Source organism: Methylobacterium variabile (assembly GCF_001043975.1).
In the GTDB taxonomy this organism is placed as follows: Bacteria; Pseudomonadota; Alphaproteobacteria; order Rhizobiales; family Beijerinckiaceae; genus Methylobacterium; species Methylobacterium variabile.
Map to the genome: position 1 here is coordinate 1 of NZ_LABY01000007.1, position 24,516 is coordinate 24,516.

Below are 24,516 nucleotides of genomic sequence, written 5' to 3' on the forward strand. Positions count from 1 at the left end.
GATGCCAAGGCGCGAGGGTATTAGAGGCATGGCTGGCTCCCTTTCTGGCCGCCTTGCCCCGTGCCGAACAGCGCCGCTGGGCGCCGCTCTACCTGCGCGGCCTGCTCCTGCCCGGCGAGCGCAAGAGCGTGGAACCGATGGCGGCGCGCGTTGCGCCCGGCCGCGTCCAGCAACTGCACCACTTCGTGTCCGCCTCGCCCTGGTCGTACGCACGGCTCGAGCGCGTGCTGGACGAGCAGGCCGACCGGCTCGTGGGCGGGCCACAGGCCGTGCTGGTGGTTGACGACACCGCGCTGGTCAAGCAGGGGCGCCACTCCGTTGGCGTGCAGCGCCAAGACTGCGGTCAGCTCGGCAAGACGGCGAACTGCCAGGCGCTGGTGTCGCTGACGCTAGCCCGGGGCGAGGTTCCGGTCCCGGTGGCGCTGCGGTTGCTCCTGCCCGACGATTGGGCGGCTGATCCGGTTCGGCGGGCAAGGCAGGCGTGCCCGACGATGTCTCTGGTCGGCCCAAGTGGCAGATCGCCCTCGACGAGATCGATCGGCTGCGCGACCAGGGCGTGCGCTTCGGATGCATGCTGGGCGACGCCGAGTACGGCAAGGTGGCCGCGTTCCGCCACGCCCTCGACGCCCGGGGCCTTCGCTGGGCGCTGGGCCTGCCGCCGACCCACAAGGTGTTTGCCGCCGATGTGACGACGGCCATGCCCGCGCCCACCAGGGCGGGAGGGCGCCCGCGCAAGCACCCCGTGCCCTCGGCGCCGAGCCGCCCGGCTGCGGCCTTGTTCGCCGATCCCCCCGACGCGACGTTCCGGAGCCTGTTGTGGCGCACCAGCACCAAGGGGCCGCTCCAGGCCGCCTTCAGCGCCCGACGCGTGCGCGTAGCCGACGGCCCGCTCGCCTCAGGGGCCCAGCACCTGCCAGGGGCCGAGCGCTGGCTGGTGTGTGAGCACCGCCTCACGGGCGAGCGCAAGCTGCACCTGACCAACCATCCGGCCGACACGACGCTGGAGCAGTTGGCAGCGGCCATCAAGGCGCGCTGGAGTTGCGAGCAGGCGCACCAGCAGCTCAAGGAGGAACTGGGCCTCGACCACTTCGAGGGGCGCTCCTGGATCGGGCTACACCGTCATGCACTCCTATGCCAGATCGCGTTCGCCTTCCTGCAGAGCCAGCGGGTCGGGGAAAAACGGTGCGGGTCACAGGCGCCCGGCCCGCCGCCTCGGCCGACGCTGCCCGAGGTCCGACGCCGTGTTGCCGCCGCGCTCCTCGTGCATCTCTCCCGCTGCCCACACTGCCGCCGGCAAACCCTCATCCACATGCCGCCATGAACATGGCAGAGTAGTGCTTAACCCGTCACCGCCTATGGCCATCCCCGCGAGAGAGCCCGCCTGCTACAGCGCTGAGAAGGGCGCGCAGGCGGGTTCTCCCGCTTTCGGTCAGATACACTACTCCAAGAGACGCGACCTCCGCTCTCAGCTTTGAAGGCGATTTGGCTGTGGCCGGGCAACTTTTCGAACGGCTCGACCAGCCATCCATCGAGCCAGTCTCTTGAAACCCTCCACTCATCGGCATTTAGCCGAGAAACCACGAGAGTGTTCAAGCTATTCGCCTCGTGCCTGAAGATGGTAGCGCCAAGAGATCCTGGTGCCCGATCACCGCCCTCGTACCAGGCAACCGCCGCGCCGCCATCCACGCCGCGGAATCTGCCGCCGCGACCCGCCCGGTCTCCAGCGCCGCCCGCACCGTGCCCTCGGCGAGCTGGTCCAGCAGCGCGATCTCCGCGGAGCCGAGGCGCCAGGGGCTGGGGGCGGTCGCGACGATGTAGTCGTGAACGCGGAAGGCCTTCGCCAGGGCCTCCGTCGCGCCGGGGCCAGCGGCGGGCCCGAACCCCTTGTCGCCGGCCTGGTGGGCGAGGAAGGCGGTGTGGATCGCGGCATCGGCCGGGTGCGGCGGCGTCCAGGTCTCGTGCCCGTCATACGTGAGGGCGGTGTAGAAGGCGGCCCCGGTCTCCGCGACGGCCCGGGCGACGGCGGTGATCCAGGCCTCCGAGGCGAGGTCGAACAGGGCCGCCGCGGTGACGAGGTCCGGGCCCTCCGCCGCGGCCGCCGCCGGGTCGGCCGCGAGGTCGAGGGCGCGGAACCGCACGTGCAGGCGCGCGCCGCCCGCGGACAGGGCCAGGCCCGACTCGGTCTCCTCCGCGCGCTCGGCCCAGGCCGCGAGGCGTGCCCGGGCGGCGGCGAGCAGGGCGGGATCGTGGTCGACGAGGCACCAGGCCTGCGCAGGGCCGAGGTGCGGCGCCAGGGCCCGCAGGTTCGAGCCGGTGCCGCAGCCGAGATCGACCACCCGCACCGGCCCGTCGCGGGCCGCGAGGACGCGGCCCAAGGCGGCGACGAGGCCCGGGTCGCGGGCAGCGTGGTCGGCGGGCTCGCGCAGGGCGAGCCAGTCGGGGCTGAAGCTGCTCATCGGGTCCTCAGGGCATCGGCGACCGCGGCGGCGGTGGCGGGCCAGTCCGGCAGGCGCTGCCCCGCCTCCCAGGAGGCCGCGGCTGCCGTAGCGCGGCGGCCTGCATCGGCGATCAGGTCGCGCAAGGAGGTGGCGAGGGCGGCGGCGTCGCCGGGCGGCACCGCGCGCCCGGCGCCCGGCGGCACCGTCTCGGCGGCGGCGCCCCCGGTGGTGGCGACGAGGGGCAGGCCCCGGGCCAGGGCCTCGGTGAGCGCCATGCCGTAGCCTTCGAACAGCGAGGCCGAAACCGCGAGGTCGGCTTCGGCGTAGAGCTGCTCCAGGGCCTCGGGCGTCACCGCGCCCGCCAGAGTGACGCGGTCGGCGAGGCCGGTCGCGGCGATCAGGTCGCGCAGGGTGGCGGCGCAGGCGGGTGCCCGGTCGAGGCTGCCGGCGACGGTGAGCGACCAGTCGAGGTCGGTGAGATCGGCGAGCGCCCGCACCAGCACGGGGTAGCCCTTGCGGGGCGTCACCGTGCCGACGGCGAGGAGCCGGACGTGCGGACCCGGCCGCGGCTCCACCCGGGCGGCGGGGGGGGTTCCGGGCTCGGCCACCGTGATGCGGTCGCGCGGCACGCCGAACTCGGCCGCGAGCAGCCGGGCGGTGAAGCAGCTCGAGGCGATCACGCGCTGGGCCAGCGCCAGCGCCGCGCGCTCGCTCGCGGCCAGTGCGGCCGCCCGCTCCGGCGGGAGGCCGGTCTCGTAGCCGAGGGGATGGTGGACGAGGGCCGTCACCGGCCGGCTGGCGGCGCGGATCACCGCGGGCGGCAGCGCCCCGTAGGCGAGGCCGTCGACGAGGAGCGCCGTGTCGGCCGGCACCTGCGCCAGGGCGTCGGCGGTGCGGGCGAGGTCGTCCGGACCGGGATCCGGAAAGGTGCCCGGCAGCGCCAGGTGCGTCGCCGCCACGCCCTGCGCCGGCAGGTGCGCGAGGAGCTGGCGGGCATAGGCGTAGCCCCCGGTCGGCGCCGCGAGGTCGCCCGGGACGGCGAGGACGAGGCGCATCAGGCGAGCGGCGCCTCGAACCAGGCCCGGGCGAGGTGGGATTCGTGCAGGGTCACCCGGATGCGGCTCACGCCCTCGCCACCGGGCCCGAGATCGCCGGCCCGCACCGCCGCCGCCATCGCGCCGTGGATGTAGCCGCACAGGAACTCGGTGGTGGTGTTCTGGCCGGCGAAGTCCGGCAGGTCGTCGAGGTTGCGGTAGTTGAGCGGCGCCAGCACCCGCCGCAGGGCCTCGCTCGCCCGGCCGATATCGACCACCACCCCGTCCGGGGTCAGGCTCTCGCGGAAGAACGCCACGTCGACCACGAAGGTCGCCCCGTGCAGCCCCTGCGCGGGCCCGAACAAATCGCCCTTGAAGCTGTGGGCGATCATCACGTGGTCGCGGACCTCGACGGCGTACATGCGGGCTCCTGTCAGTAGCGGATCACGGTGCAGAGCCCCGGCGCCCCGGGGGCGAGGAGGCGCGGCAGGGCGGCGGGCAGGTTCGCGAAGGCGACCTCCTCGGTGAGGAGGGCGTCGAGGCGTGCGTCGCGGAGCAGGTCGAGGGCCTTGAGCAGGCGGCGCCGGTGGCTCCAGCGCGGGCGGCGCGAGGCCGCCACCGCCCCGACCTGGCTCGCGACGAGGCGCAGGCGCCGCGCGTGGAAGGCGAGGCCGAGGGGGGCGGCGACGGCTCCGGCCCCGTACCAGCTCAGCTCCACCAGGGCCGCCTCCTCGCCGGCGAGGGAGAGGGCGAGGGCGAGGCCCGCCTCGCTGGCGCTGGCGTGGAAGACGAGGTCGGCCTCCGGCGCCGCCGCCTCGGGCAGGGCGAAGGCGAGGCCGAGGGCGCGGGCCACCGCCTCCCGGGCGGGGTCGCGGTCGATCAGGCTCACCTCGGCTCCCGGCAGGCCGGCGCAGAGATGGGCGACGAGGAGCCCGACCACGCCGCCGCCGACGACCGCGATCCGGTCCCCCGGCCCGGCGCCGGAATCCCACAGGGCGTTCAGCGCCGTCTCCATGTTGGCGGCGAGCACTGCCCGGCGGGGCGGCAGGTCGGGCGGCAGCGGGCAGAGAGCCGCGACGGGCGCCACGAAGGCCTCCTGGTGGGGATGGAGCGCGAAGACCCGCTTGCCGTCCTCCGTCTCGGCCACCGCGCAGTAGCCGTACTTGACCGGGAACGGGAACGCGCCGCCTTGCGCCGGCGCCCGCATCCGCTCGGCCACGGCCGGCGGCACGCGCCCCTCGAACACCAGCCGCTCGGTGCCCCGGCTCAAGGCCGTCCACAGGGTCCGCACCCGGACCTCGCCCGGGCCCGGCGCGGGCAGGCATTCATGCCGCAGCTCCGCCTGCCCGGCTGCACTATACCAGAGCGCCCGCACGGCGTCCGCCGTGCCGCTCCCGGATGCCTGACGATGCCGCAAACCGACTCCTCGGTCGTCACCCACGCGGAGGGGCCCGCCCGCGCTCCTCTCACGACGCCGACGGGCCTGCAAGCCTGCGTGACGCTGCGTCGGCGCCGCTTCCTGGTGCTGGGACTGAACCTCGCCACCATCCTCGCCTTCGCGGCGGCGCTCGGGATCGTGCTGGCCGATGACGGCCTCGACGGGATCGACCTCGCGCTCCTCGCCTGCGGCCTCGCCACCCTGCCCTGGACGGTGCTCGGCTTCTGGAACGCCGCGATCGGCTTCCTGCTGTTGCGGGCCGGCCGCGCCGGCGTGCTGGCGGCCGCGCCGCACGCCGCGGCAGGGGAGGGGGACGCGCTGCTCCACCTGACGACCGCCGTGGTGATGACCCTGCGCAACGAGGACCCGGCCCGGGCGCTCGCCCGCCTCGCCCTGGTGCGCGAGAGCCTGGAGCGCACCGGCCACGGCGCCGCCTTCCGCTACCATGTGCTGAGCGACAGCGACGATCCGGGCGTGATCCGGTCCGAGGAGGCGTGGATGGCGGCGTGGCGCGCGGGCCTCGGCGAGGCGGAGGCCGCCCGGGTGCAGTACCGGCGGCGCACCGACAACACCGGCTACAAGGCCGGCAACCTGCAGGAGTTCTGCGCCCGCAGCGACGCCGACCTGATGCTGCCCCTCGACGCCGACAGCCTGATGACTGGCGGGGCCATCCTGCGCCTCGTGCGCATCATGCAGGCCCATCCGCGCCTCGGCATCCTGCAGAGCCTCGCGGTCGGCGCGCCGTCGTCGAGCGCCTTCGCCCGGCTGTTCCAGTTCGGCATGCGCCACGGCATGCTGCCCTACACCCTCGGGGCGGCTTGGTGGGGGGCGGAGTGCGGCCCGTTCTGGGGCCACAACGCCCTCGTGCGCATCGCCCCCTTCGCGGCCCATTGCCGGCTGCCGGCCTTGCGGGGCGGGGGCGCGATCCTGTCGCACGATCAGGTCGAGGCGGTGCTGATGCGCCGGGCCGGCTACGAGGTGCGGGTGCTGCCGATCGAGGACGGCAGCTACGAGGACAACCCGCCGACGCTCCTCGACCACCTCGCCCGCGACGCCCGCTGGTGCCGGGGCAACATGCAGTACCTGCGCCTGCCCCGCCTGCCGGGGCTCCTGCCGATGGGCCGCTTCCAGCTCGCCTGGGCGGTGATGATGTTCCTCAATCCGCCCGCCCTGACGCTCGGCCTCCTGCTCCTGCCCCTGCGGGCCGCGACCCAGGAGGGCCCGGCCCCGGGCGCCGCCGCGCTCTACCTGCTCTGGCTCCTCCTCTCGCTCGCCCCGAAGCTCGCCGGCTACGCCGCCGTGCTGGCGGACCGGGAGGCCCGCGCCGCCCATGGCGGCGGAGCGCGCTTCGTGGCCGGGGCAGTGGCCGAGGTCGCGGCCTCGTTCCTGCTGCTCGGCGCGTCGTCGGTGCGCCTGACTGCGGTGCTGGCCGGCCTCCTTGCCGGGCGCGGCACGGCCTGGGCGGCGCAGGACCGGGACGCCCGGACCCTGCGCTGGGGCGAGGCGTTCGCGGCCCTGCGCGGCGTCACGCTGTTCGGGCTCCTCGTCTGCGGGGCGCTCGCCCTCGTCTCCCCGGCGCTGCTGGCCTGGAGCCTGCCGCTCACCCTCGGCAGCCTGCTCGCGGTGCCGTTCGCGGTGCTCACGGCCGCCCCGGAGGTGGGGCGCGCGATGGTGCGGTCGGGGCTCTGCGCGACGCGCGAGGAGATCGCGCCGCCGTGGGAGATCGCGGGGCTCGGCGAGGCGCGGGGTGGGGCGCTGCCGCGATGAGGCGGCGGGCGCCTACCCCGCGAATTCCCGCTTCAGCCCCCGTCGCGTCCGGTGCCGCTCCAGCGCGAGTTCCACGAGGCGGGTCAGCAGCTCCGGATAGGGGACGCCGGAGGCCTCCATCATCTTCGGGTACATGCTGATCGCCGTGAAGCCCGGCAGGGTGTTGACCTCGTTGAGGTAGAACGCGCCGCTCTGCCGGTCGAGGAAGAAGTCGACGCGGGCGAGCCCGCTGCATTCGAGCGCCGCGAAGGCCTCGAGGGCGAGGGCGCGCACGCGCTCCATCTGCTCCGGGGTAAGCTTCGCCGGCAGGTCGACGCTGGCCCCCTCGGGGTCGAGGTACTTGGCCGCGTAGGAGTAGAAGTCGTGGTGCGGCTGCGGGTTCAGCTCGCTGGCGACGCTGACGAAGGGCGGGACGCCGTCGAGCACCGCCACCTCGATCTCGCGGGCGTCGATGCCCTGCTCGACCAGGACCTTGACGTCGTACTGGAAGGCGTCGTCGAGGGCCGCGGCGAGGGCGTCCCACTCCTTGACCTTATGGATGCCGACGCTGGAGCCCATGTTGCAGGGCTTGACGAAGACCGGGAGGCGCAGGGACGCCGCGATCTCCTGCACGGAGACGGCACCGCCCTCGTAGGCGCGCCGGGTGAAGGCGCGGTAGGGCGCGATCGGGATGCCGGCGAGGCCGGCGAGGCGCTTCGTGACGTCCTTGTCCATGCCGACCGCGGAGGCGAGGACGCCCGAGCCGACATAGGCGACCTCGGTCAGCTCCAGCAGGCCCTGGAGGGTGCCGTCCTCGCAGAGCGGCCCGTGCAGGACCGGAAACACCACGTCGACCTCCTCCGGCTCGCCGGCGAGCGGAACGAGGCGGCCGCGCCCGTCGGCCCCTTGCGCGAGGCGCACCTCGGGGCTCTCCGGCGGGATCGCGAGGGCGGTGTCCGCGGTCTGCGTGATCCGGCGCAGGTCGTGGCGCTGCCAGCGCCCGGCCTTGTCGATGCTGACCGGGACCACCTCGAAGCGGTCGCGGTCGAGGTGGCGGATCACGGAGGCGGCGGATTGCAGCGAGACCTCGTGCTCGCCGGATCGGCCGCCGTACAGAACGGCGACGCGGGTCTTCTCGGTCATGCGCAGCCCTCGGTGCCCTGTCGCGTGCGGGGCCCGGGCCGGCGCGGCCGGCCCGGGCAGGAGACTGCTTATCGCCGGATGAGGATTTCAGAAACCCTACGCGGTCAGGGCGGCCCGAGCTCCTCGCGCATCAGGGCGAGGAAGTTCTCCGCCACAGGGGTGGCCGGCGCCTTGTAGAGGGCGCAGACGTCGGCGACCGGGGCCGGATCGGCGAGGGGGCGGTAGACGATGTCCGGCCGCGGCAAGGCGCCGATCGATTCGGGCACCAGGGCGACGCCGAGGCCCGCCGCCACGAGATTCACCAGGGAGGCGGATTCCACCACCTGCTGCGTCAGCCGCGGCACGAAGCCGGCGGCAAGGCACGCGTCCCAGAGCGAGGTCGCGAAGCGCGAGTCGCGCAGGCGCAAGGAGACGTAGGGCTCGTCGCGCAGGTCCTGCAGGGCGATCCGGTCGCGAGCCGCGAGGCGGTGCCCCGCCGGCAGGGCGACGCCGACCGTCTCGGGCCAGGCGCGCACCGCCCGCAGCTCCGGGTCGTCCGGCGGCCGGCGCAGGAAGCCGAGATCGGTGCGGCGCGCGTGCAGGGCGGCGGGCTGCTCGCCCGGCGGCATCTCGTGCAGGCGCACCGAGACGGCCGGGTAGCGCTCGCCGAAGCGTCGGATCAGGCGGCCGAGCGGCCCGGCCAGGATCGAGCCGGTGAGGCCGATGTCGAGGGTGCCGGTGCGCCCGGCCCCGACCGCCCGGGCCTGCGCGCAGGCCTCCTCGACCTGGGCCAGGATCGCCCGGGCGCGGTCGAGGAAGGCGGTGCCGGCCGGGGTCAGGGCGACGCGCCGGCTGGTGCGCCACAGGAGCGGCGTGCCCAGCTCCGCCTCGAGGTCGCGGATCTGCTGGCTGAGCGGCGGCTGCGACACGCCCAGGCGCTCCGCCGCGGCGGTGAAGCTCAAGGATTCCGCCACCGCCACGAAATAGCGCAGGTGCCGCAGCTCCACGATGACCTGCCGGGCCGTATCCAGACGAGCAACGACTGGATCATACGCAACCGGATATTGGACGTCTAGCTTGGGCTGCCCCAGTGGTAGCGCTTCGGTCCAGGCACGACGGGGCGCCGATCCCCGCGCGGACCAATCTCTGGGGAGAACCGCCCGATGCCCCGCTTCCTCCGCTCGCTGTTCGGCCAGGTCGTGGCCGCCCTGGTCCTCGGGGTCGTGGTGGGGATCCTCTGGCCGGGCTTCGGGGTGGCGCTCAAGCCTCTCGGCGACGGCTTCATCAAGCTCATCAAGATGGCGATCGCCCCGCTGGTGTTCGGCGTCGTGGTGCAGGGGATCGTCGGGGCGGGCGACCTGCGCAAGGTCGGCCGCGTCGGGCTCAAGGCCCTGATCTACTTCGAGGCGGTGACGACGCTCGCCCTCGTGCTCGGCCTCGTCCTCGCCTACGTGGTCCGCCCGGGGGAGGGCATGGGGATCGACCCCGCGAGCCTCGATGCCAAGGCCATCGCCGGCTACACGGCGAATGTCGGGCAGGTCACCAACACCACCGAGTTCCTGCTGAAGCTCATCCCGACCACGATCTTCGACGCCTTCGCCCGCGGCGACATCCTGCAGGTGCTGATCGTCGCCGTGCTGTTCGGCGCCGGGCTGTCGCTCCTCGGCGAGAGCGGCCGGCCGCTCGCCGCCTCGATCGAGCGGATCACAGCGGTCCTGTTCAAGGTGATCGGCCTCATCGTCCGGCTGGCGCCGCTCGGCGTGCTCGGCGCGGTGGCGTTCACGGTCGGGCGCTACGGCGCCGGCTCGCTCGCGCAGCTGGCCAAGCTGGTGGCCGTGTTCTACGTCGGCGTCGCCCTCTTCGTCGTGGTGGTGCTGGGCGGGATCCTGCGGGCCTCCGGCTTCAGCCTCGTCAAGCTGCTGGCCTACCTGCGCGAGGAGCTGCTGGTGGTGGCCGGCACCGCCTCGTCGGACAGCGTGCTGCCGCAGGTGATGCGCAAGCTCGAGGCGCTCGGCATCCGCGCCTCGACCGTCGGACTCGTCATCCCGACGGGCTACTCGTTCAACCTCGACGCCTTCTCGCTCTACCTCACCCTCGCGACGGTGTTCATCGCCCAGGCCACCGGCACGCCGCTCGGCTTCAGCGACCTCGCGCTGATCCTCGGCATCTCGCTCCTCACCTCCAAGGGGGCGCACGGCGTCCCGGGCTCGGCGATCGTGGTGCTGGCCGCCACGCTCTCGGCGGTGCCGTCGATCCCCGTCATCGGCCTGGTGCTGGTGCTCTCCGTCGACTGGTTCGTCGGCATCGCCCGGGCCCTCGGCAACCTCGTCGGCAACTGCGTGGCGACCGTGGTGGTGGCTGCCTGGGAGGGCGACATCGACCGCGAGCGGGCCCACCGGGTCCTGAACGGCGAGGACCCGGCCTCGGCCGGCACGGTGCCGGCGGCGCCAGCCGTCGAACGAGGCGCGGCGGCTGGACAGCTTCCCGCCCCGGCCATACCCCAGGGGCACTGATCGGACACCACCGCCATGCAGCACGACCGGGCGCCCGCCACGAACGACACCCGCCTCGGCGCCGCCGTGATGACCCGCCTGGCGGATCTCGCGCGCTTCAGCGCCGACCCGGACGGGCTCACCCGCCTCTACCTCACCCCCGCCCACAGGGCCGCCGCCCTGCAGGTGATGGCCTGGATGGAGGAGGCCGGCCTGGAGGCGAGGCTCGACGCCGCCGGCACCGTGGTCGGCCGCTGCGAGGCGGCCTTCCCCGGCGCCCCGACCCTGCTCCTCGGCTCCCACATCGACACGGTGCGCGACGCCGGCCGCTACGACGGCAACCTCGGCGTGGTGGCGGCGATCGCGGCTTTGCGGGCCCTGCGTGAGGCCGGCGAGCGCCTGCCCTTCGCGGTCGAGGTCCTGGCCTTCGGCGACGAGGAGGGGGTGCGCTTCCCCGTCACCCTCACGGGCTCGCGGGCGCTCGCCGGCCTCGTCGAGCCCGCCGCCCTCGCGGCCCGCGACCGCGACGGGGTGAGCCTGGCGGAGGCGCTGACGGCGTTCGGCGGCGACCCCGCCGGCCTGGGCAGCCTCGCCCGCGACCCGGCCTCCCTCCTCGGCTACCTCGAGGTCCATATCGAGCAGGGGCCGGTCCTGGAGGATGCGGGCCTGCCCGTCGGCATCGTCACCGCCATCGCGGGGGCGAGCCGGCTCGCCGTCACGGTCGAGGGCCGGGCGGGCCACGCCGGCACGGTGCCGATGCGGCTGCGCCGCGACGCCCTGGCGGCGGCGGCCGAGATGGTCCTGGCGGTCGAGGCGGAGGCGATCGGGACCCCGGACCTCGTCGCCACGGTCGGCCAGATCGAGGTGCCGCGGGGCGCCGTCAACGTCATCCCGGCCTGTACCCGGTTCAGCCTCGACCTGCGCAGCCCGAGCGACGCCGTGCGCCGGGCGGCGCTCGCGCGCCTGCGCGCCACCTTCGACGCGATCGCGGCCCGCCGCGGCGTCGCGGTGGAGGCGGTGGCCGGCTACGACCAGCCCGCCGCCACCTGCTCCCCCCGGCTGATGGAGGCGGTCGCCGACGGCGTCGGCCGCCTCGGCCTGCCCCCGTTGCGCCTGACGAGCGGGGCCGGCCACGACGGCCTGGCCCTGGCGGGGCTGTGCCCGATCGCCATGATCTTCGTGCGCTGCGCCGGCGGGCTCAGCCACTCCCCGGCCGAGTCCGTCACCGAGGCGGACGTCGACGTGGCGACGCGCCTGCTCGTCGACGTGCTACGCCACCTCCGGCCCTGATTTATCGGCCTGTCGCAGGTCCCGTCGCAGAACCGGCCAACCCCGTTCGCGGCACCTGCTTCGCTCCGTGGCCCGGCCCTCGCTTGGGGCCTAGCCTCCCTCCCACCGGTCACCAGGAGACCCCCGTGAAGGAACTGAAGATCAAGGCCGGCCCGTTCGACCTCGTCGGCCGGCTCGAGCTCGAGAAGGCGCCCCAGACCTGCGCGGCCTTCATCAAGGCCCTGCCGTTCGTGAGCGAGGTCATCCACGTGCGCTGGAGCGGGGAGGGCGTGTGGATGCCCCTCGGCGACCTCGATTTCGGGGTCGGCTACGAGAACCACACCAGCTACCCGGCGCCGGGCCAGATGATCCTGTATCCGGGCGGCATCAGCGAGACCGAGATCCTGCTCGCCTACGGCGGCGTGCATTTCGCCAGCAAGGTCGGCCAGCTCGCCGGCAACCACTTCTTGACCATCACCACCGGCATCGAGCATGTCTACGACCTCGGTCGCATGACGCTGCTCAAGGGCGCCCAGCCGATCCGCTTCGAGGCGATGTGAGCCAGTGATCCCGGCACCGCCGCGTCGCTTGCTTGCGCAAGCCTCCCTCGCGGCGGGCCGGTCCGCCCCGTAGCTGTCGGCATGCGGCCCGCCCGGGACATCCCGGGCGCCTGGCCGGGGGGCGGGCCGCGCGGGAAGAACGATGAACCTGAAACGGTCCTACCGCAGTCTCGTCGGCGGCGTCTGGGCGGGCGTGCTCACGACCTGCCTGGGCCTCGCCATGGTCACGGTCTGGACCGACACCCGCGACTACGAGCGCACGATCCGCGACGCCCGCAGCACCGCGGAGGCGGTGGTGCAGGCCCTCGGGCAGGAGGCGAACCGCCTCGTCTCCTCCATCGACATGCTGCTCAGCGCCGCCGCCGCCCGGGTCGACGCGCACACCTTCGGGGCGAGCCCGCACTACACCCGCCAGCTCCTCTCCGGCCTGATGGGCCACATCCCGACGGTCATGGCCGTGCGGGTGCTCGACGGCAGCTCCGCCGGCGTGCTGTTCAGCCAGGGCGGGGCCGGCAGCGCGGGCCGGCCCACCGACGCCGAGCTGGTGCGCTCCGCCATGGCGGTGGGCCAGTCGGAACTGGCGGTCGGCTGGCCGACCCGGATCGGGCCGGCGGATTCCTGGTTCGTCAGCGTCGCCCGCCTGGTGATGCCGCGCCCGGGCGAGACGCCGCTCGTGGCCGTGGCGGACCTGTCGCTCAGCGAGCTGCAACGGCTCTACGGCCAGCTCGACCTCGGTCCCAACGGCGCCATCGGGCTCGTGCGCAGCGACGGCGTGATCCTGGTGCGCCATCCTTACGTCTCGGAGAAGGTCGGCCAGAGCCTCGCCGGCGGGCCCCTGATGCGGGCCGCCGCCGGCGCCGCCGGCGGCACCTTCGACGCCAGCGCGTCGCCGGTCGACGGCGTCTCGCGCTACGGCAGCTTCCAGCGCGTCACCGGCGCGCCGCTCCTCGTCACCACCGGGGTCTCGAAGGACCAGGCCCTCGCCGCCTGGCGCGAGGGCGTCCGGCAGGACGCCGCGGTGGTGCTCGGGATCAGCGCCGTCCTGGCCGGCCTCGGCTTCGGGCTGACGCGGGCGCTGCTGCGCCACCGCGACCTTGAGGCCGAGGCGCGGCGGGCGGCCGGCATGCTCTCGGCCGGCGAGGCGCGCTACCGGCTGCTCGCCGAGAACACCAGCGAGCTGATCGTGCTGGCCCACGACGACGGCCGGCGCAGCTACGTCTCGCCGGCGGTGCGGCGCCTGCTCGGCTACACGCCGGAGGAGGCCGCCGCGATGCGCCTGCGCGACTGCGTCCACCGGGAGGACCTCGCCCTGCTGGTCACCCAGGCCCGCCGCCTCGCGGCCGGCGAGGCGCAGGTGAGCGTGGTCTGCCGCGCCCGCCACCGGACCGGCGGCTGGGTCTGGGTCGAGGGCGCGTTCCGCCGCATCCCGGGCGCCGCCCCGGGAGAGCCCGCGATCATCGCCACCTTCCGGGATGTCGGCGAGCGCCAGCGCCACGCCCGGGCGCTGGAGGAGGCACGGATCACCGCCGAGCGGGCGAGCCAGGCCAAGACCGACTTCCTGGCCTCGATGAGCCACGAGATCCGCACGCCGCTGAACGGCGTCATCGGCTACGCCGACCTGCTGCTCGCCGACCGCACCCTGCCGGGCCGGCACCGGCGCTACGTCGACCGGATCGCGGCGGCGGGCGGGGCGCTGCTCACCGTCGTCGACGACATCCTCGACTTCTCGCGCATCGAGGCCGGCGGCATCGCGCTCTCCGAGGTGCCGTTCGCGCCGGCCGCCCTCGTCGACAACGCCGCCTCGATCGTGCGCGGCCTGTCCGAGCCCAAGGGCCTCGCCCTCGACGTCGCCCTCGATCCCGCGGTGCCGGACTGGGTCCGGGGCGATCCCGACCGCCTGCGCCAGATCCTGCTCAACCTGCTCAACAACGCGGTGAAGTTCACCCCCGCCGGACGGGTCGCGGTCAGCGTCGGCGTCGCGGCGGAGGGAACGCTGCGCTTCTCTGTCACCGATACCGGCATCGGCATCGCGCCCGAGCAGCACGGCCGCCTGTTCCAGCGCTTCAGCCAGGTCGACGGCTCGATCCGGCGCCAGTACGGCGGCAGCGGGCTGGGCCTCGCGATCTGCAAGGGGCTGGTCGAGCTGATGGGTGGGGCGATCGGCGTCGAGAGCCGGCCCGGGGCCGGCTCCTGCTTCTGGTTCTGCGTGCCGCTGCCGGCCTGCCCGGCGCCGGCGGCCGAGGCGGCGGAAGGGCGGCCCGCGCCGGTGCGCCCGGCCCGCCTCCTCCTCGTCGAGGACGTGCCAATCAACCAGGACCTCGCCCGGGCGGTGCTGGAGGCCGAGGGCCACGGCGTCGACGTCGCCGGCGACGGGGCGGCGGCGATCGAGGCAGTGCGGGCGCGAGCCTACGACCTCGTGCTGATGGACGTGCAGATGCCCGGCATGGACGGGATCACCGCCACCCGGACGATCCGGAGCCTGCCCGCCCCGACCGGCACCGTGCCGATCGTCGCGATGACCGCCAACGTGCTGCCGGCCCAGCTCGAGACCTTCCGGGCCGCCGGGATGGACGGCCATGTCGGCAAGCCGTTCAAGCGCGCCGAGCTCGCCGCGGCGATCGCCCGCCACCGCGCCGACCGGGCCGAGCCCACGCCGCTCCCCGCCCTCGTCGACGTCGAGGCCTTCGCGGCGGCCCGGACGCTGATGGGCCCGGAGCGGATCGACGGCCTGCTCGGGCTCCTGGCGGCCGAGCTCGAGCAGCGCTTCCGCCTGCGGAACGGCGATCGGGCGGGCCTCGCCCGCGACGCCCACGCGATGATCTCGGCGGCGGGCCTCCTCGGCTTCACCGGCCTGTCCGACCTCTGCCGCGAGGTCGAGGACGCCTGCCTCGCCGGTGCCGACCTGCGGGACCTTCAGCGCCGGATCGAGGCTGCCCGGGCCGCGGCCCTGGAGCAGATCGAGACCTTGCGGGCGGCGTAGCGGCTGAGTCTCCGAAGGTTTTTCGATTCTGCCGACGGGTCTTTCCACCCTCCTGGTCATCCCGGGGCTCGGCGCAGCCGGGAACCCGGGATCCATGACCGCTGACGATCCAGGACAGGCTGAACGCGGTCCGCCTCTTTCTTCAACGTCAGCGATTATGGACCCCGGGTTCCGCTTTCGCGGCCCCGGGATGAGGCCGAGGGCGTCAATTCTCGAGAGCGAGAACCGGACAGCGGTTACGGACGGACGCGTCGCGCGTTCTTGTGCTGGTTCCCGGATCTCCTTCCGCTGTCGCTCCAGGCGTCCGGGACAGAGGCGCAGGGTGGGAGATGGCGGTCTCAGCCCGCCCCATCCCGTACCGCCAGCTCCCGCCGCACCGCCTGCGCCCCCACGACCCGCCCCCCGGCCGCCTCGATCGCCCGGCGCGCCGCCGCGACCCAGGCCCGGTTGTCCAGCGGGCTCCCCCACGGCGCGTCCTCGAGCCCGACCCGCACGTGGCCGCCACGGGCCACCGCCGCCGGGACCAGCGGCAGGATGTCGACGCCGAGCCCCGCCACCATCCAGGGGGCGCCCGGCGCGCACTCGGCGAGGAGCGCGAGGTGCGCGTCGAGGTAGGCCGGCCGGGGCGGGAAGCCCCAGGCGAACTCGTCCGAGAACATGAACCGGTAGACCGGCACCGGCGGCCGCGGCGCGAGGGCGGCGAGGGCCGCGCCGAGGCGGGTGAAGCCCGGCTCGTAGATGGCGTAGCCCGGCCGGATCCGGTGGGTGCGGGCGATGCGCAGGCCCTCGCGGATGTCGGCCATCGGGTTCTGGTAGAGGAAGCCGCTGTCCTCGGCCGACACCTCGTCGTAGCGCAGGAAGGTGGTCGAGCCCGGATCGCACACCGCCCACTCGATCAGGCCGCGCCGGGCCAGCTCCTCGGTATGGGCGTAGCGCTTGGCCGCGCTCGCGGCGTAGCCTGAGCCGGCGAGCGGGATCGTCGGGTAGACGATCACGTCGGCCTTCGCCCGGATGCCCTCGATGATGCGGGCGTAGGTCTCCCAGGCGTCGTTCTGGCGCCCTGTCTCGGGGTCGTAGGCGTGGACGTGCACGATCGCCGCCCCGGCCTCGGCCGCCGCGAGCCCGTCGGCCACCACCTCCTCGACCGTGATCGGGATGCCGGGCTGGCGCTCGCGCCCCCAGGGACCGTTCAGGGCCGCCTCGATCCAGATCTCCGCCATGCGCAGCCTCCCCGTCGTTCTCGGGGCGCATCATGCGACGCCCGCGCGCCGCTGTCTGCGCTCCGGCTCGGCTCTCGCGGCTCGGCTCTTGCAAGCCTCGCAGGCTCCGACAGCCGGACGCTTCCCATGCCGACGCACCACGAGATCCCCGCCACGCCCGACACCATGGTGCTGGGCTACTTCGACGCCGCCCTGCCGCCGGTGCTGACGGTGGAGTCCGGCGACACCGTCACGCTGCACTCGCACCCGGCCGGCGGGCGCGCGTCGCTCCATCCGACCCGGCCCGCCACCCGGCCGACTACCTCGCGGCCCTCGACGCGCTCTCGCCCGGCATCGGCCCGCACTTCGTCACCGGCCCGGTCCACGTCCGCGGCGCGGCGCCGGGCGACGTGCTCCAGGTCGACATCCTCGACCTCAGGTTCCGCATGGACTGGGGCTTCGTCGCGATCATGCCGCTGCTGGGCACCCTGCCGGACGAGTTCACCGAGTACGAGACCATCCACCCGGACATCGATGCCGAGCGCGGCGTCGCGGTGCTGCCCTGGGGCACCGAGCTCCCCCTCGACCCGTTCTTCGGCATCCTCGCCACGGCGCCGCCGCCCTCTTGGGGCCGGGTGACCTCGCCGGTGCCGCGCCGCTTCGGCGGCAACATGGACAACAAGGAGCTGCGGGCCGGCACCACCCTCTACCTTCCGGTCTTCACGGAGGGGGCGGGGTTCTACGCCGGCGACGGCCACGGCGTGCAGGGCGACGGCGAGGTCTGCATCACGGCCCTCGAGACCGGCCTGACCGGCACGTTCCGGCTCACCGTACGCAAGGACCTCGCCTACGACTGGCCCTTCGCCGAGACGCCGACCGACCTGATGGCAATCGGCCTGCACGAGAGCCTGGACGAGGCGATGCGCCAGGCCGTGCGCGAGATGATCCGGCACGTCTGCGCCCGCACCGGGCTCACCCGCAACCAGGCCTACATGCTGTGCTCGCTAGCCGGAAACCTCCGCATCACCCAGACCGTCGACGGCAACAAGGGCGTGCACATGCTGCTGCCGAAAAGCGCGCTCCCCGGTGCCGACGGGGCGCGGTGACGACCCGATGGACCTGCGCTTCGACGACCTGCCCGCCCGCGACCGCTACCGCCTGCTCACCGCCCTGGTGACCCCGCGGCCGATCGCCCTCGTCACCACCCGCTCGCCGAGCGGGATCGACAACGCCGCGCCGATCAGCTTCTTCCAGGTCCTGGCCGAGGAGCCGCCGGTCGTGGCCTTGAGCTTCAACCTGCGCTCCGACGGCACCCTCAAGGACACGCCCCGCAACATCGCCGAGACGGGCGAGTTCGTCGTCAACCTCGTCGACGAGACGCTCGTCCGGGCGATGACGGTCTGCGCTGCCGAGTTCCCGCCGGCCGAGAGCGAGATCCCGGCGGCGGGGCTGACGCTCCGGCCCTGCACCGGGGTTGCCCCGGGCCGGATCGCCGAGGCGCCGGCGAGCCTCGGCTGCCGCACCCACACGGTGATCGACCTCTCGCCCGAGCGCCGGATCGTGCTCGGGCAGGTGGTGTCGCTCCAGGCGAGGCCCGACCTCTTCACCCCGGACGGGCGCCACCTGCGCGACGGCGCCTTCCTGCCGGTGGGCCGGCTCTACGGCGACCTCTACGCCCGCACCGGCGACCGCTTCGCGGTGCCTCGGGTCACGCCGCACGAGGCCCGGGAGGCGGCGAGGGCGCTCACGCCCTGACCGCGTCCGGCACCCCGAACACCGCGAGCGTCGTCTCCCCGGCGGCGAGGCGCCGCTCCCAGCCGATCTCGGCCTGCGCCCGCTCCTCGGCCTTCGCGATCAGCCCCTCGGCGGCCTCCCGCGGGATGACCACGATGCCGTCGTCGTCGCCGAGGATCAGGTCGCGGGGGCGGACCGGGGCGCCGCCGATCGTCGCCGGGGCGTCGACGGTGCCGCCGTCCTTCGAGGCCGGGCCTCGCGCCGTGACGTGGCGGGTGAACACCGCGAAGTCGCCCCAGCCGCCGAGGATGCCGGTGTCGCGCACCGCGCCGTCGGCGACGAGGCCGACGATCCCCTTGCGCCGCGCCGCGGTCGAGAGCAGGTCGCCGATCATCGCGACGTCGCGGCGTCCCCCGGCATCGATCACCACCACGTCGCCGGCCTCCGCCACCGCGATGGCGTGGTGCACGGCGCCGTAATCCTGCGGGTCGCAGCAAGCGGTCACGGCGCTGCCGAGAAGCGTCGGCCCCCCGGCGATGCGCCGCAGCGGCCGGATCGCCGGATCGACCTGGGTGCGGCCCTCCAGCAGGTCGACCACCACCGCGACCGGCACCGCGGCGAAGCGGGCGATCAGCTCGGCGGGCAGGCGGGGCGGCGTGTCCCCGATGATACGGGTCGGCATGGCGTCTCCTCTCGCGTGTCCGGCCTCGTTCAGCGCGCTTTGCGGCCGGTCTCCGAACTCTATAGGCTGCCCGGCAACGCACCGACAGGCGCGACGCAAGAATGGCTCCCGCGGGAGCACAGGGAGGATGAGTCATGGCGGAGGGCGGGAGCGCCCCGGGCTCGCGGCGGCTCGAGGGCAAGGTGGCTCTGCTGTTCGGTGCGGGCTCGGCGGGGCCGGGCTGGGGCAACGGCAAGGCCGCGGCGGTGACCTTCGCGCGCCACGGCGCCCGGGTGGTCTGCGTCGATCTCCGGCGCGAGGCCGCGGAGGAGACCGCCGAGATCATCCGGCGCGAGGACGGCGCCGCGACGGCCGCCGCCTGCGATGCCACCGATTCGGGCGCGGTCGCCGCCCTGGTCGCCGAGGTGATGGCGGCCCAAGGCCGGATCGACGTGCTGCACAACAACGTCGGCTACGCCCAGATGGGCGGCCCGGTCGAGCTGAGCGAGGCCGACTGGCACCGCACCCTCGACCTCAACCTCACCACCTGCTTCCTCACCTGCAAGCACGTGCTGCCGCACATGCTGGCGCAGCGGGCCGGCAGCATCGTCAACATCTCGTCGGCGGCGGCGATCCGCTACACCGGCTACCCTTACGCCGCCTACTACGCCGCCAAGGCCGCGGTGAACAACTTCACCCTCGGCCTCGCCCTGCAATACGCGAAGGACGGCATCCGCGTGAACGCGATCATGCCCGGGCTGATGAACACGCCGCTGATCCACCAGCAGATCTCCGGCCAGTACGCGGACACCGAGGCGATGGTGCGGGCCCGCGACGCCGCCTGCCCGATGGGCCGGATGGGCACCGCCTGGGACGTCGCCAACGCGGCGCTCTTCCTCGCCTCCGACGAGGCCGCCTACATCACCGGCGTGGCGCTCCCGGTCGACGGCGGCCTGACCGGGAGGGTCGCGTGACGCATCAGGCGACGTCCGACCTCCTCTGGCGCCACTGGCGCGAGGGCCGCCTCATCGCCGCCCTGCCGCCGGACCTTGCCCCGGCCGACCGCGATGCGGCCTATCGGATTCAGGCCTTGCTCGAGCCGCGCAGCGCCTCACCCCTCTACGGCTGGAAGATCGCCGCGACGAGTCTCGCCGGCCAGCGCCACATCGGCGCCGACGGACCCCTCGCCGGGCGGCTCCTGGCCGAGCAGGTGCTCACAGTGGACGAGCCGGTGCCGCTCGCCGGCAACCAGATGCGGGTGGCCGAGCCCGAGGTGGCGTTCCGCATCGCCCGCGACCTGCCGCCCCGGGCGCACGCCTACACCGTCGACGAGGTGATGGCGGCAGTGGCCGACGCCCACCCGGCGATCGAGTTCCCGGACTCGCGGCTCGACGCCTACGACGCTGCCGGCGAGGCGGCGCTGATCGCCGACAACGCCTGCGCCCACCTGTTCGTCCTCGGCCCCCCGGCGCCCGAGGGCTGGCGCGACATCGACCTCGCGGCGCTGCCGACCGCGATCACTGCCGAGGGGCGCGAGCCTTACCGCGGGCGGGGCGGCAACGCCCTCGACGACCCGCGCCTGGCGCTGACCTGGCTCGCCAACGCCCTGTCGGCGCAGGGCCTGACCCTGCGCGCCGGCCAGATCGTCACCACCGGCACCACCACGGTGCCGCTGCCGGTCGAGCCGGGGGACGTGGTGCGGGCGGAGTTCGGGGGATTGGGGACGCTGACGGTGCGGATCGGGGCGGAGTAGCGCGCGGGATCCCAGGGTTGCGTCCCGCTACAACCCTGGATTGCTCATCGGCCAGCAGGCTTTGCTGTACACGGGTGTGACCGGCCCCTCCCGCGCGACGCGGGACCGTCCCACGAAAGCCCGCCGCCATGACGCTGCGCCTCGTCCTCTGCGCCGCCCTGCTGCTCGCTGGCGGTCCGGCATGCGCCGCGGAGACGATGCGGGAGCCCAGCCAGCAGGAGCCGGATGTGGCTTGGCCCACGGCGCTGATCCAGCGGCGCACCCTGCGGCTCGCCGGCGACCCGGCCCGCCCGGTCGAGCTGGAGGTCAGGCTGCTGACCCCGCCGGGACCGGGCCCGTTCCCCACCGTCGTCTGGAATCATGGCACCGCGGAGGAGTCGGTCCGCCGCGACATGAGGAACCACGACGCCAACTTCGCGACCTATTACTTCCTGTCGCGGGGCTACGCCGTCGCCGTACCGCTGATGCGTGGCTACGGCCGATCCGGCGGCACGGTATCGGAGTCGGTCTGCGTATCCGCCGCGTGCGGTTTCAACAACGCGGCCGACATCCTGGCCGTTCTCGACGGCCTGGGCCGCGACCCGGCGCTCGACCTGCGCCGCGTGATCGTGGCAGGGCAGAGCTTCGGCGGCTTCAATGCCCTCGCCACCGGCGCCCGGCGCGACCCTCGCATCCGGGCCGTGGTCAACGTCCACGGCGGCCTGAAGGCGACTCGCCGGGACTGGGAGCCGCTTCTGGTCGAGGCTGTCCGCAGCTTCGGCACCCAGAGCCGCGTGCCCTCACTCTGGATCTACGGCGACAATGACCTGCACTTCCCGGCCGCGACTTGGCGGATGATGCGGGCTGCCTACGCTGCCGGAGGCGCACCGACCGATGTCGTCGCCTACGGGCGCTTCCGGGATGATGCGCACACGCTGCTCTCCTTCTCCGACAGCCTGCCGCTCTTCGCGCCTCGCCTCGACGCGTTCCTGGCCGCCCGCGGCTTGCCGGCGGCCGTGATCCATCCGGAATACCTCCCGATTGCCCCGCCCCGGGCCAGCGGCTACGCGGCGATCGGGGACGTTGAGGCCGTTCCACATCTGGGACCGTCGGGCCGGGACCTCTATCGGACCTTCCTGAGGCGCTCCTATCCCCGAGCCTTCGTGATCGCGCCGGGGCGGCGCGTGGAAGAGAGCTACGGGGGATTCGATCCGCTGGCGCGGGCCCTGCGGCGGTGTCGCGCCGTGAGTGAGGACTGCAAGGTCTACGCGGTGAATGGCGACGTCGTCTGGACGCGCCCCGCCCCAGTGCCGCCGCCGAGCGGCTTCGCGGCGATCGACGATGTCGGTGCTGTCCCCTACGTCGACGAGGGCGGCCGCGCCGGGTACCGCCAGTTCTTGGCCATGGATCGCCCCCGCGCCTTCGTGGTCGCGTCGAACGGGGCCTGGTCCTCCACCAACGCCGGAACGGACCCGCTATCGGCGCTCCTCGCCGGCTGCCGCGCCAAGCAGCTCGCCTGCCGACCCTACGCGGTCGACGGGCAGGTCGTCTGGACCGAGCCGAAGCCGGGAGCGCCTTCGCAATGAAAGGGGGATGCGGCGCGCCGCATCCCCCCTCTATCCCGTCCGTTCCGGGCGTTTCTTCAGGCCGCCTTCACCCCCTTCAGGAACTCCGCCACCTCGCGCTCGAGGTCGGCGGCGTAGCGGCCGAGGCGGTCGGCGGCGCCGAGCACCTCGGTGGCGGCCTCGCCCGTGCTGCCGGCCTCGCGCTGCACCGCCACGATGCCGGTCGTCACCACCTGGGTGCCCTGCGCGGCGTGCTGGACGTTGCGGGCGATCTCCTGGGTCGCCGCGCCCTGCTGGTCGACGGCACCGGCGACGCCCTCGGCGATCTCCGACATGCGCTCGATCACGCCGGAGATCTCCCGGATCGCCTGCACGACCCCGCCGGTGGTCTCCTGGATGTGACCGATCTGCTGGGCGATCTCGGCGGTGGCGCGGCTCGTCTGGCTCGCCAGGTCCTTGACCTCGGCGGCGACGACAGCGAAGCCGCGTCCCGCCTCGCCGGCCCGGGCCGCCTCGATGGTGGCGTTGAGCGCCAGCAGGTTGGTCTGGCTGGCGATCGACGAGATCAGCGCCACGATGTCGCCGATCTGGTCGGCGGACTTCACCAGGCGCTGCACCGTCTCGTCGGTCCGGCGCGCCTGGTCCACGGCGTTGCGGGCGATGTCGGAGGATTGCGCCACCTGGGCGGCGATGCCGCCGATCGAGACCGAGAGCTCCTCGCTCGCCGCCGCCACCATCTGGACGTTGGCGAGCGTCTGCTCGGCCGCCCCCGCCACCTCGGTCGAGCGGCCGTTGGTGGTCTCGGCGGCCTTGCTCATGGTGCGGGCGGTCGCCTCCATGCCGGAGGCGGCCTGGCCCAGGGTCTCGGTCATCGCCACCACGTTGGCCTCGAAGGCCCGGGTCACGGCGTCGAGGCGCGCCACCCGCTCGGCCTTGGCGGCCGCCTCGCGGGAGGCCGCCCGGTCCGCCTCGTCCTTGGCCACCAGCGCCTCGCGGAAGACCTGCACGGTGCCCGCCATGGCGCCGATCTCGTCGCGGCGCCCGCGCGCCGGCACCTCGGTGGCGAGGTCGCCGCCGGCCAGCGCCCGCATGGCGCCGGAGAGCTGGCCGATCGGCCGGGTGATGCCGCGCCCGATCAGGAGGGCGAGGGCGATGCCGATGGCGCCGGCCAGGGCCACGCCGCCGGCGAGGAGCCAGAGGGCCCGGTCGCGCTCGGCGGCGAGCTGGGACAGCTCGCTCGCGCCGATGCCCTGGGCGGCCGAGACCAGCTCGGCCGACCGGCGGTCGAGGCCGGCGAGGATCGTCGCCTGCGCCGCGTTGGCCTTCACGATCTCCGGGATGCTGTCCTTGAACTCGCGCACCTTGGCGTTCAGGTCGCGCAGCACCTTCTGGGCGTCGGCGTCGATGTCGCCGTAGAGGATCGTCTCGCCCTGGTTGATCAGCGCGTCGGCGGCCATGTCGAGGGCCTGCGCCGCGTCGGCGTCGCCGGTCAGGATCAGGCGCTGCTCCTGCATCTGCGCCTCCTTGGCGGCGGCGACCGCCTGGGTGCTGGCGCTCAGCAGCTTGACGCCCGAGGCGACGCGGTCCTGCTGCTGGCGCAGCGTCACCTGGGCGGCGGTCTGGGCGTTGTTCTGCGCCTGCTCGACCTGGCGCAGGCCGACGATGAGGCCGCCGAACAGCGGCGCGAGCTCGGCCTGGCGCTCCGCCTGGCCGCCCGGCTCCATCGGGGAGTCGATCTTCACCCGATAGGCCTCGAGCGCCGCGAGGGCGGGCTCGACGGCCTCGAGCGAGGTCATGGCGCCGAGGCGCCGGAGCAGCACCGCGACGGAATTCACCTTCGACTGCATCTCCAGCCGGCCCTCGTCCCCGTCGCCGGCCAGGAAGCTGACCTGCAGCACCTGCATCTCGAGCGCCGAGCGGATCGCGAACGCCACCACCACGCCGGTGTTGGTGGCGGCCTTCTGGTCGGCCAGCGCGCGCTCGAGGGCCTGGCCGGCTTCCGCGAGCCGCGCCTCCTGCGCGAGGCCGATGCCGCTGACCGTGGTCTGCAGCTCGGCGATGAGGGCCGCGTGGCGGTCCTGGAGCGCCCGCTTCTCGGCCTTCTGGGTGCCGAAGGCCTTCACGGCCGCCTCGAACCCGTCGAGGGCGGTGCCGATGCCGGCGGCCGCGGCGGCGGCCCGGGGGTCGTCCGAGAGCCGGCCCGAGAAGGTGCCGGCGCTGGCGCGCACCCGTCCGATCGCCGCCCGCAGGGCGTCGTCGCGGCGCGGATCGTCGCTCTTGAGCGCCCGGTCGGCGGCGAGCGCGAGGTCGCCGATCTCGCCCGCCAGCGTCTGTGCCGCATTGGCCGTATCGACCCGCCGGGCGAAGCCCGTCAGGCTTTGCCACCCGATCGCCGCGACTGCGACCGTCAGCAGGAGGATAAGCCCGAACCCCCCGAATACCCGCGCCCTGATGGACATTCTCTCGTGTCTCCTCACGGGGGCACGATAGCCTCGGGTTCTGAAGCAATTCCTACTCTATTTCCGAATCCTTGGTTTGAGTTACCA

Annotated in this window: 18 protein-coding genes and 2 pseudogenes; 11 read left to right on the forward strand and 9 right to left on the reverse strand. The window is 74.0% G+C overall.

All coding sequences use genetic code 11. The features are described from left to right. Positions 1-32 precede the first annotated feature (32 nt). Positions 33-1,335, forward strand: a pseudogene (locus VQ02_RS35225) (IS701 family transposase). Positions 1,336-1,589: 254 nt separating this feature from the next. Here VQ02_RS35225 and VQ02_RS00825 read toward each other — a convergent pair. The 4 genes from VQ02_RS00825 to VQ02_RS00840 are packed head-to-tail and all read right to left on the reverse strand — an operon-like array spanning position 1,590 to position 4,754. After that, positions 1,590-2,456 (reverse strand): class I SAM-dependent methyltransferase, encoded by an 867-nt coding sequence (locus tag VQ02_RS00825; RefSeq protein WP_048442256.1) that lies wholly within the window; start codon positions 2,454-2,456, stop codon positions 1,590-1,592. Then, positions 2,453-3,493: a glycosyltransferase family 4 protein gene (locus VQ02_RS00830; RefSeq protein WP_048442257.1), complete on the reverse strand. Its 1,041-nt coding sequence runs from the start codon at positions 3,491-3,493 to the stop codon at positions 2,453-2,455. The genes VQ02_RS00825 and VQ02_RS00830 overlap by 4 nt, the downstream gene beginning before the upstream one ends. Beyond that, positions 3,493-3,894, reverse strand: coding sequence for a 6-pyruvoyl trahydropterin synthase family protein (locus VQ02_RS00835; protein ID WP_048442258.1), 402 nt, complete (start codon positions 3,892-3,894; stop codon positions 3,493-3,495). The genes VQ02_RS00830 and VQ02_RS00835 overlap by 1 nt, the downstream gene beginning before the upstream one ends. An 11-nt stretch (positions 3,895-3,905) precedes the next feature. Then, entirely contained in the window at positions 3,906-4,754 is an 849-nt protein-coding gene (locus tag VQ02_RS00840) for a zinc-dependent alcohol dehydrogenase (RefSeq protein ID WP_048442287.1), read from the reverse strand. 126 nt (positions 4,755-4,880) lie between these two features. On the opposite strand from VQ02_RS00840, the gene mdoH reads away from it, so the two are divergent. After that, positions 4,881-6,677, forward strand: coding sequence for a glucans biosynthesis glucosyltransferase MdoH (gene mdoH / locus VQ02_RS00845; protein WP_048442259.1), 1,797 nt, complete (start codon positions 4,881-4,883; stop codon positions 6,675-6,677). A gap of 12 nt (positions 6,678-6,689) precedes the next feature. Here the strand turns inward: mdoH and VQ02_RS00850 are convergent, their stop codons facing one another. Next, positions 6,690-7,799: a D-alanine--D-alanine ligase family protein gene (locus VQ02_RS00850; protein WP_083468963.1), complete on the reverse strand. Its 1,110-nt coding sequence runs from the start codon at positions 7,797-7,799 to the stop codon at positions 6,690-6,692. 104 nt (positions 7,800-7,903) lie between these two features. Next, entirely contained in the window at positions 7,904-8,785 is an 882-nt protein-coding gene (locus VQ02_RS00855; RefSeq protein ID WP_048442261.1) for a LysR family transcriptional regulator, read from the reverse strand. A gap of 156 nt (positions 8,786-8,941) precedes the next feature. Between VQ02_RS00855 and dctA the strand changes: the two genes are divergently transcribed. The 4 genes from dctA (at position 8,942) to VQ02_RS00875 (ending at position 15,079) form a co-directional block, all read left to right on the forward strand. Next, complete coding sequence (gene dctA / locus VQ02_RS00860; RefSeq protein ID WP_048442262.1) at positions 8,942-10,291, forward strand: C4-dicarboxylate transporter DctA; 1,350 nt, start codon at positions 8,942-8,944, stop codon at positions 10,289-10,291. Positions 10,292-10,306: 15 nt separating this feature from the next. Continuing rightward, positions 10,307-11,560: an allantoate amidohydrolase gene (locus tag VQ02_RS00865; RefSeq protein WP_048442263.1), complete on the forward strand. Its 1,254-nt coding sequence runs from the start codon at positions 10,307-10,309 to the stop codon at positions 11,558-11,560. Positions 11,561-11,685: 125 nt separating this feature from the next. Further along, entirely contained in the window at positions 11,686-12,099 is a 414-nt protein-coding gene (locus VQ02_RS00870) for a DUF3830 family protein (RefSeq protein WP_048442264.1), read from the forward strand. Positions 12,100-12,241: 142 nt separating this feature from the next. Continuing rightward, positions 12,242-15,079 (forward strand): ATP-binding protein, encoded by a 2,838-nt coding sequence (locus VQ02_RS00875; protein WP_053080097.1) that lies wholly within the window; start codon positions 12,242-12,244, stop codon positions 15,077-15,079. 338 nt (positions 15,080-15,417) lie between these two features. Here the strand turns inward: VQ02_RS00875 and VQ02_RS00880 are convergent, their stop codons facing one another. After that, a complete protein-coding gene (locus VQ02_RS00880) occupies positions 15,418-16,299 on the reverse strand; it encodes a beta-keto acid cleavage family enzyme (protein ID WP_048442265.1) in 882 nt (293 codons plus the stop codon). Positions 16,300-16,425: 126 nt separating this feature from the next. Here VQ02_RS00880 and VQ02_RS00885 point away from each other — a divergent pair. Together VQ02_RS00885 and VQ02_RS00890 are read left to right on the forward strand one after the other, a co-directional pair. Then, positions 16,426-17,384 (forward strand): annotated as a pseudogene (locus VQ02_RS00885) (acetamidase/formamidase family protein). 7 nt (positions 17,385-17,391) lie between these two features. Next, complete coding sequence (locus tag VQ02_RS00890) at positions 17,392-18,033, forward strand: flavin reductase family protein (protein ID WP_048442289.1); 642 nt, start codon at positions 17,392-17,394, stop codon at positions 18,031-18,033. Here the strand turns inward: VQ02_RS00890 and VQ02_RS00895 are convergent. Further along, complete coding sequence (locus VQ02_RS00895) at positions 18,023-18,694, reverse strand: RraA family protein (RefSeq protein ID WP_048442266.1); 672 nt, start codon at positions 18,692-18,694, stop codon at positions 18,023-18,025. The genes VQ02_RS00890 and VQ02_RS00895 overlap by 11 nt on opposite strands. Before the next feature lie 134 nt (positions 18,695-18,828). Here VQ02_RS00895 and VQ02_RS00900 point away from each other — a divergent pair, with 134 nt between their 5' ends. The 3 genes from VQ02_RS00900 to VQ02_RS00910 all read left to right on the forward strand — a co-directional run bounded on the left by VQ02_RS00900 (position 18,829) and on the right by VQ02_RS00910 (position 21,991). Continuing rightward, positions 18,829-19,647, forward strand: a complete 819-nt coding sequence (locus VQ02_RS00900) for an SDR family NAD(P)-dependent oxidoreductase (protein ID WP_048442267.1) — start codon at positions 18,829-18,831, stop codon at positions 19,645-19,647. Then, positions 19,644-20,426, forward strand: a complete 783-nt coding sequence (locus VQ02_RS00905; RefSeq protein ID WP_048442268.1) for a 2-keto-4-pentenoate hydratase — start codon at positions 19,644-19,646, stop codon at positions 20,424-20,426. The genes VQ02_RS00900 and VQ02_RS00905 overlap by 4 nt, the downstream gene beginning before the upstream one ends. 128 nt (positions 20,427-20,554) lie before the next feature. Beyond that, a complete protein-coding gene (locus tag VQ02_RS00910; protein WP_053080101.1) occupies positions 20,555-21,991 on the forward strand; it encodes a dienelactone hydrolase family protein in 1,437 nt (478 codons plus the stop codon). Positions 21,992-22,047: 56 nt separating this feature from the next. Here VQ02_RS00910 and VQ02_RS38650 read toward each other — a convergent pair whose 3' ends face one another. Continuing rightward, entirely contained in the window at positions 22,048-24,429 is a 2,382-nt protein-coding gene (locus tag VQ02_RS38650) for a methyl-accepting chemotaxis protein (RefSeq protein WP_053080103.1), read from the reverse strand. Between the last annotated feature and the right edge of the window lie 87 nt (positions 24,430-24,516).

What these genes read in the sequence shown, in the direction of transcription:
- VQ02_RS00875 (WP_053080097.1), top strand. Translation starts at nt 12,242, where the DNA reads ATGAACCTGAAACGGTCCTACCGCAGTCTCGTCGGCGGCGTCTGGGCG.
- VQ02_RS00895 (WP_048442266.1), bottom strand. Translation starts at nt 18,694, where the DNA reads ATGCCGACCCGTATCATCGGGGACACGCCGCCCCGCCTGCCCGCCGAG.
- VQ02_RS00910 (WP_053080101.1), top strand. Translation starts at nt 20,555, where the DNA reads ATGACGCTGCGCCTCGTCCTCTGCGCCGCCCTGCTGCTCGCTGGCGGT.
- VQ02_RS00865 (WP_048442263.1), top strand. Translation starts at nt 10,307, where the DNA reads ATGCAGCACGACCGGGCGCCCGCCACGAACGACACCCGCCTCGGCGCC.
- VQ02_RS00900 (WP_048442267.1), top strand. Translation starts at nt 18,829, where the DNA reads ATGGCGGAGGGCGGGAGCGCCCCGGGCTCGCGGCGGCTCGAGGGCAAG.
- VQ02_RS00890 (WP_048442289.1), top strand. Translation starts at nt 17,392, where the DNA reads ATGGACCTGCGCTTCGACGACCTGCCCGCCCGCGACCGCTACCGCCTG.
- dctA (WP_048442262.1), top strand. Translation starts at nt 8,942, where the DNA reads ATGCCCCGCTTCCTCCGCTCGCTGTTCGGCCAGGTCGTGGCCGCCCTG.
- VQ02_RS00835 (WP_048442258.1), bottom strand. Translation starts at nt 3,894, where the DNA reads ATGTACGCCGTCGAGGTCCGCGACCACGTGATGATCGCCCACAGCTTC.
- VQ02_RS00850 (WP_083468963.1), bottom strand. Translation starts at nt 7,799, where the DNA reads ATGACCGAGAAGACCCGCGTCGCCGTTCTGTACGGCGGCCGATCCGGC.
- mdoH (WP_048442259.1), top strand. Translation starts at nt 4,881, where the DNA reads ATGCCGCAAACCGACTCCTCGGTCGTCACCCACGCGGAGGGGCCCGCC.
- VQ02_RS00825 (WP_048442256.1), bottom strand. Translation starts at nt 2,456, where the DNA reads ATGAGCAGCTTCAGCCCCGACTGGCTCGCCCTGCGCGAGCCCGCCGAC.
- VQ02_RS38650 (WP_053080103.1), bottom strand. Translation starts at nt 24,429, where the DNA reads ATGTCCATCAGGGCGCGGGTATTCGGGGGGTTCGGGCTTATCCTCCTG.
- VQ02_RS00830 (WP_048442257.1), bottom strand. Translation starts at nt 3,493, where the DNA reads ATGCGCCTCGTCCTCGCCGTCCCGGGCGACCTCGCGGCGCCGACCGGG.
- VQ02_RS00880 (WP_048442265.1), bottom strand. Translation starts at nt 16,299, where the DNA reads ATGGCGGAGATCTGGATCGAGGCGGCCCTGAACGGTCCCTGGGGGCGC.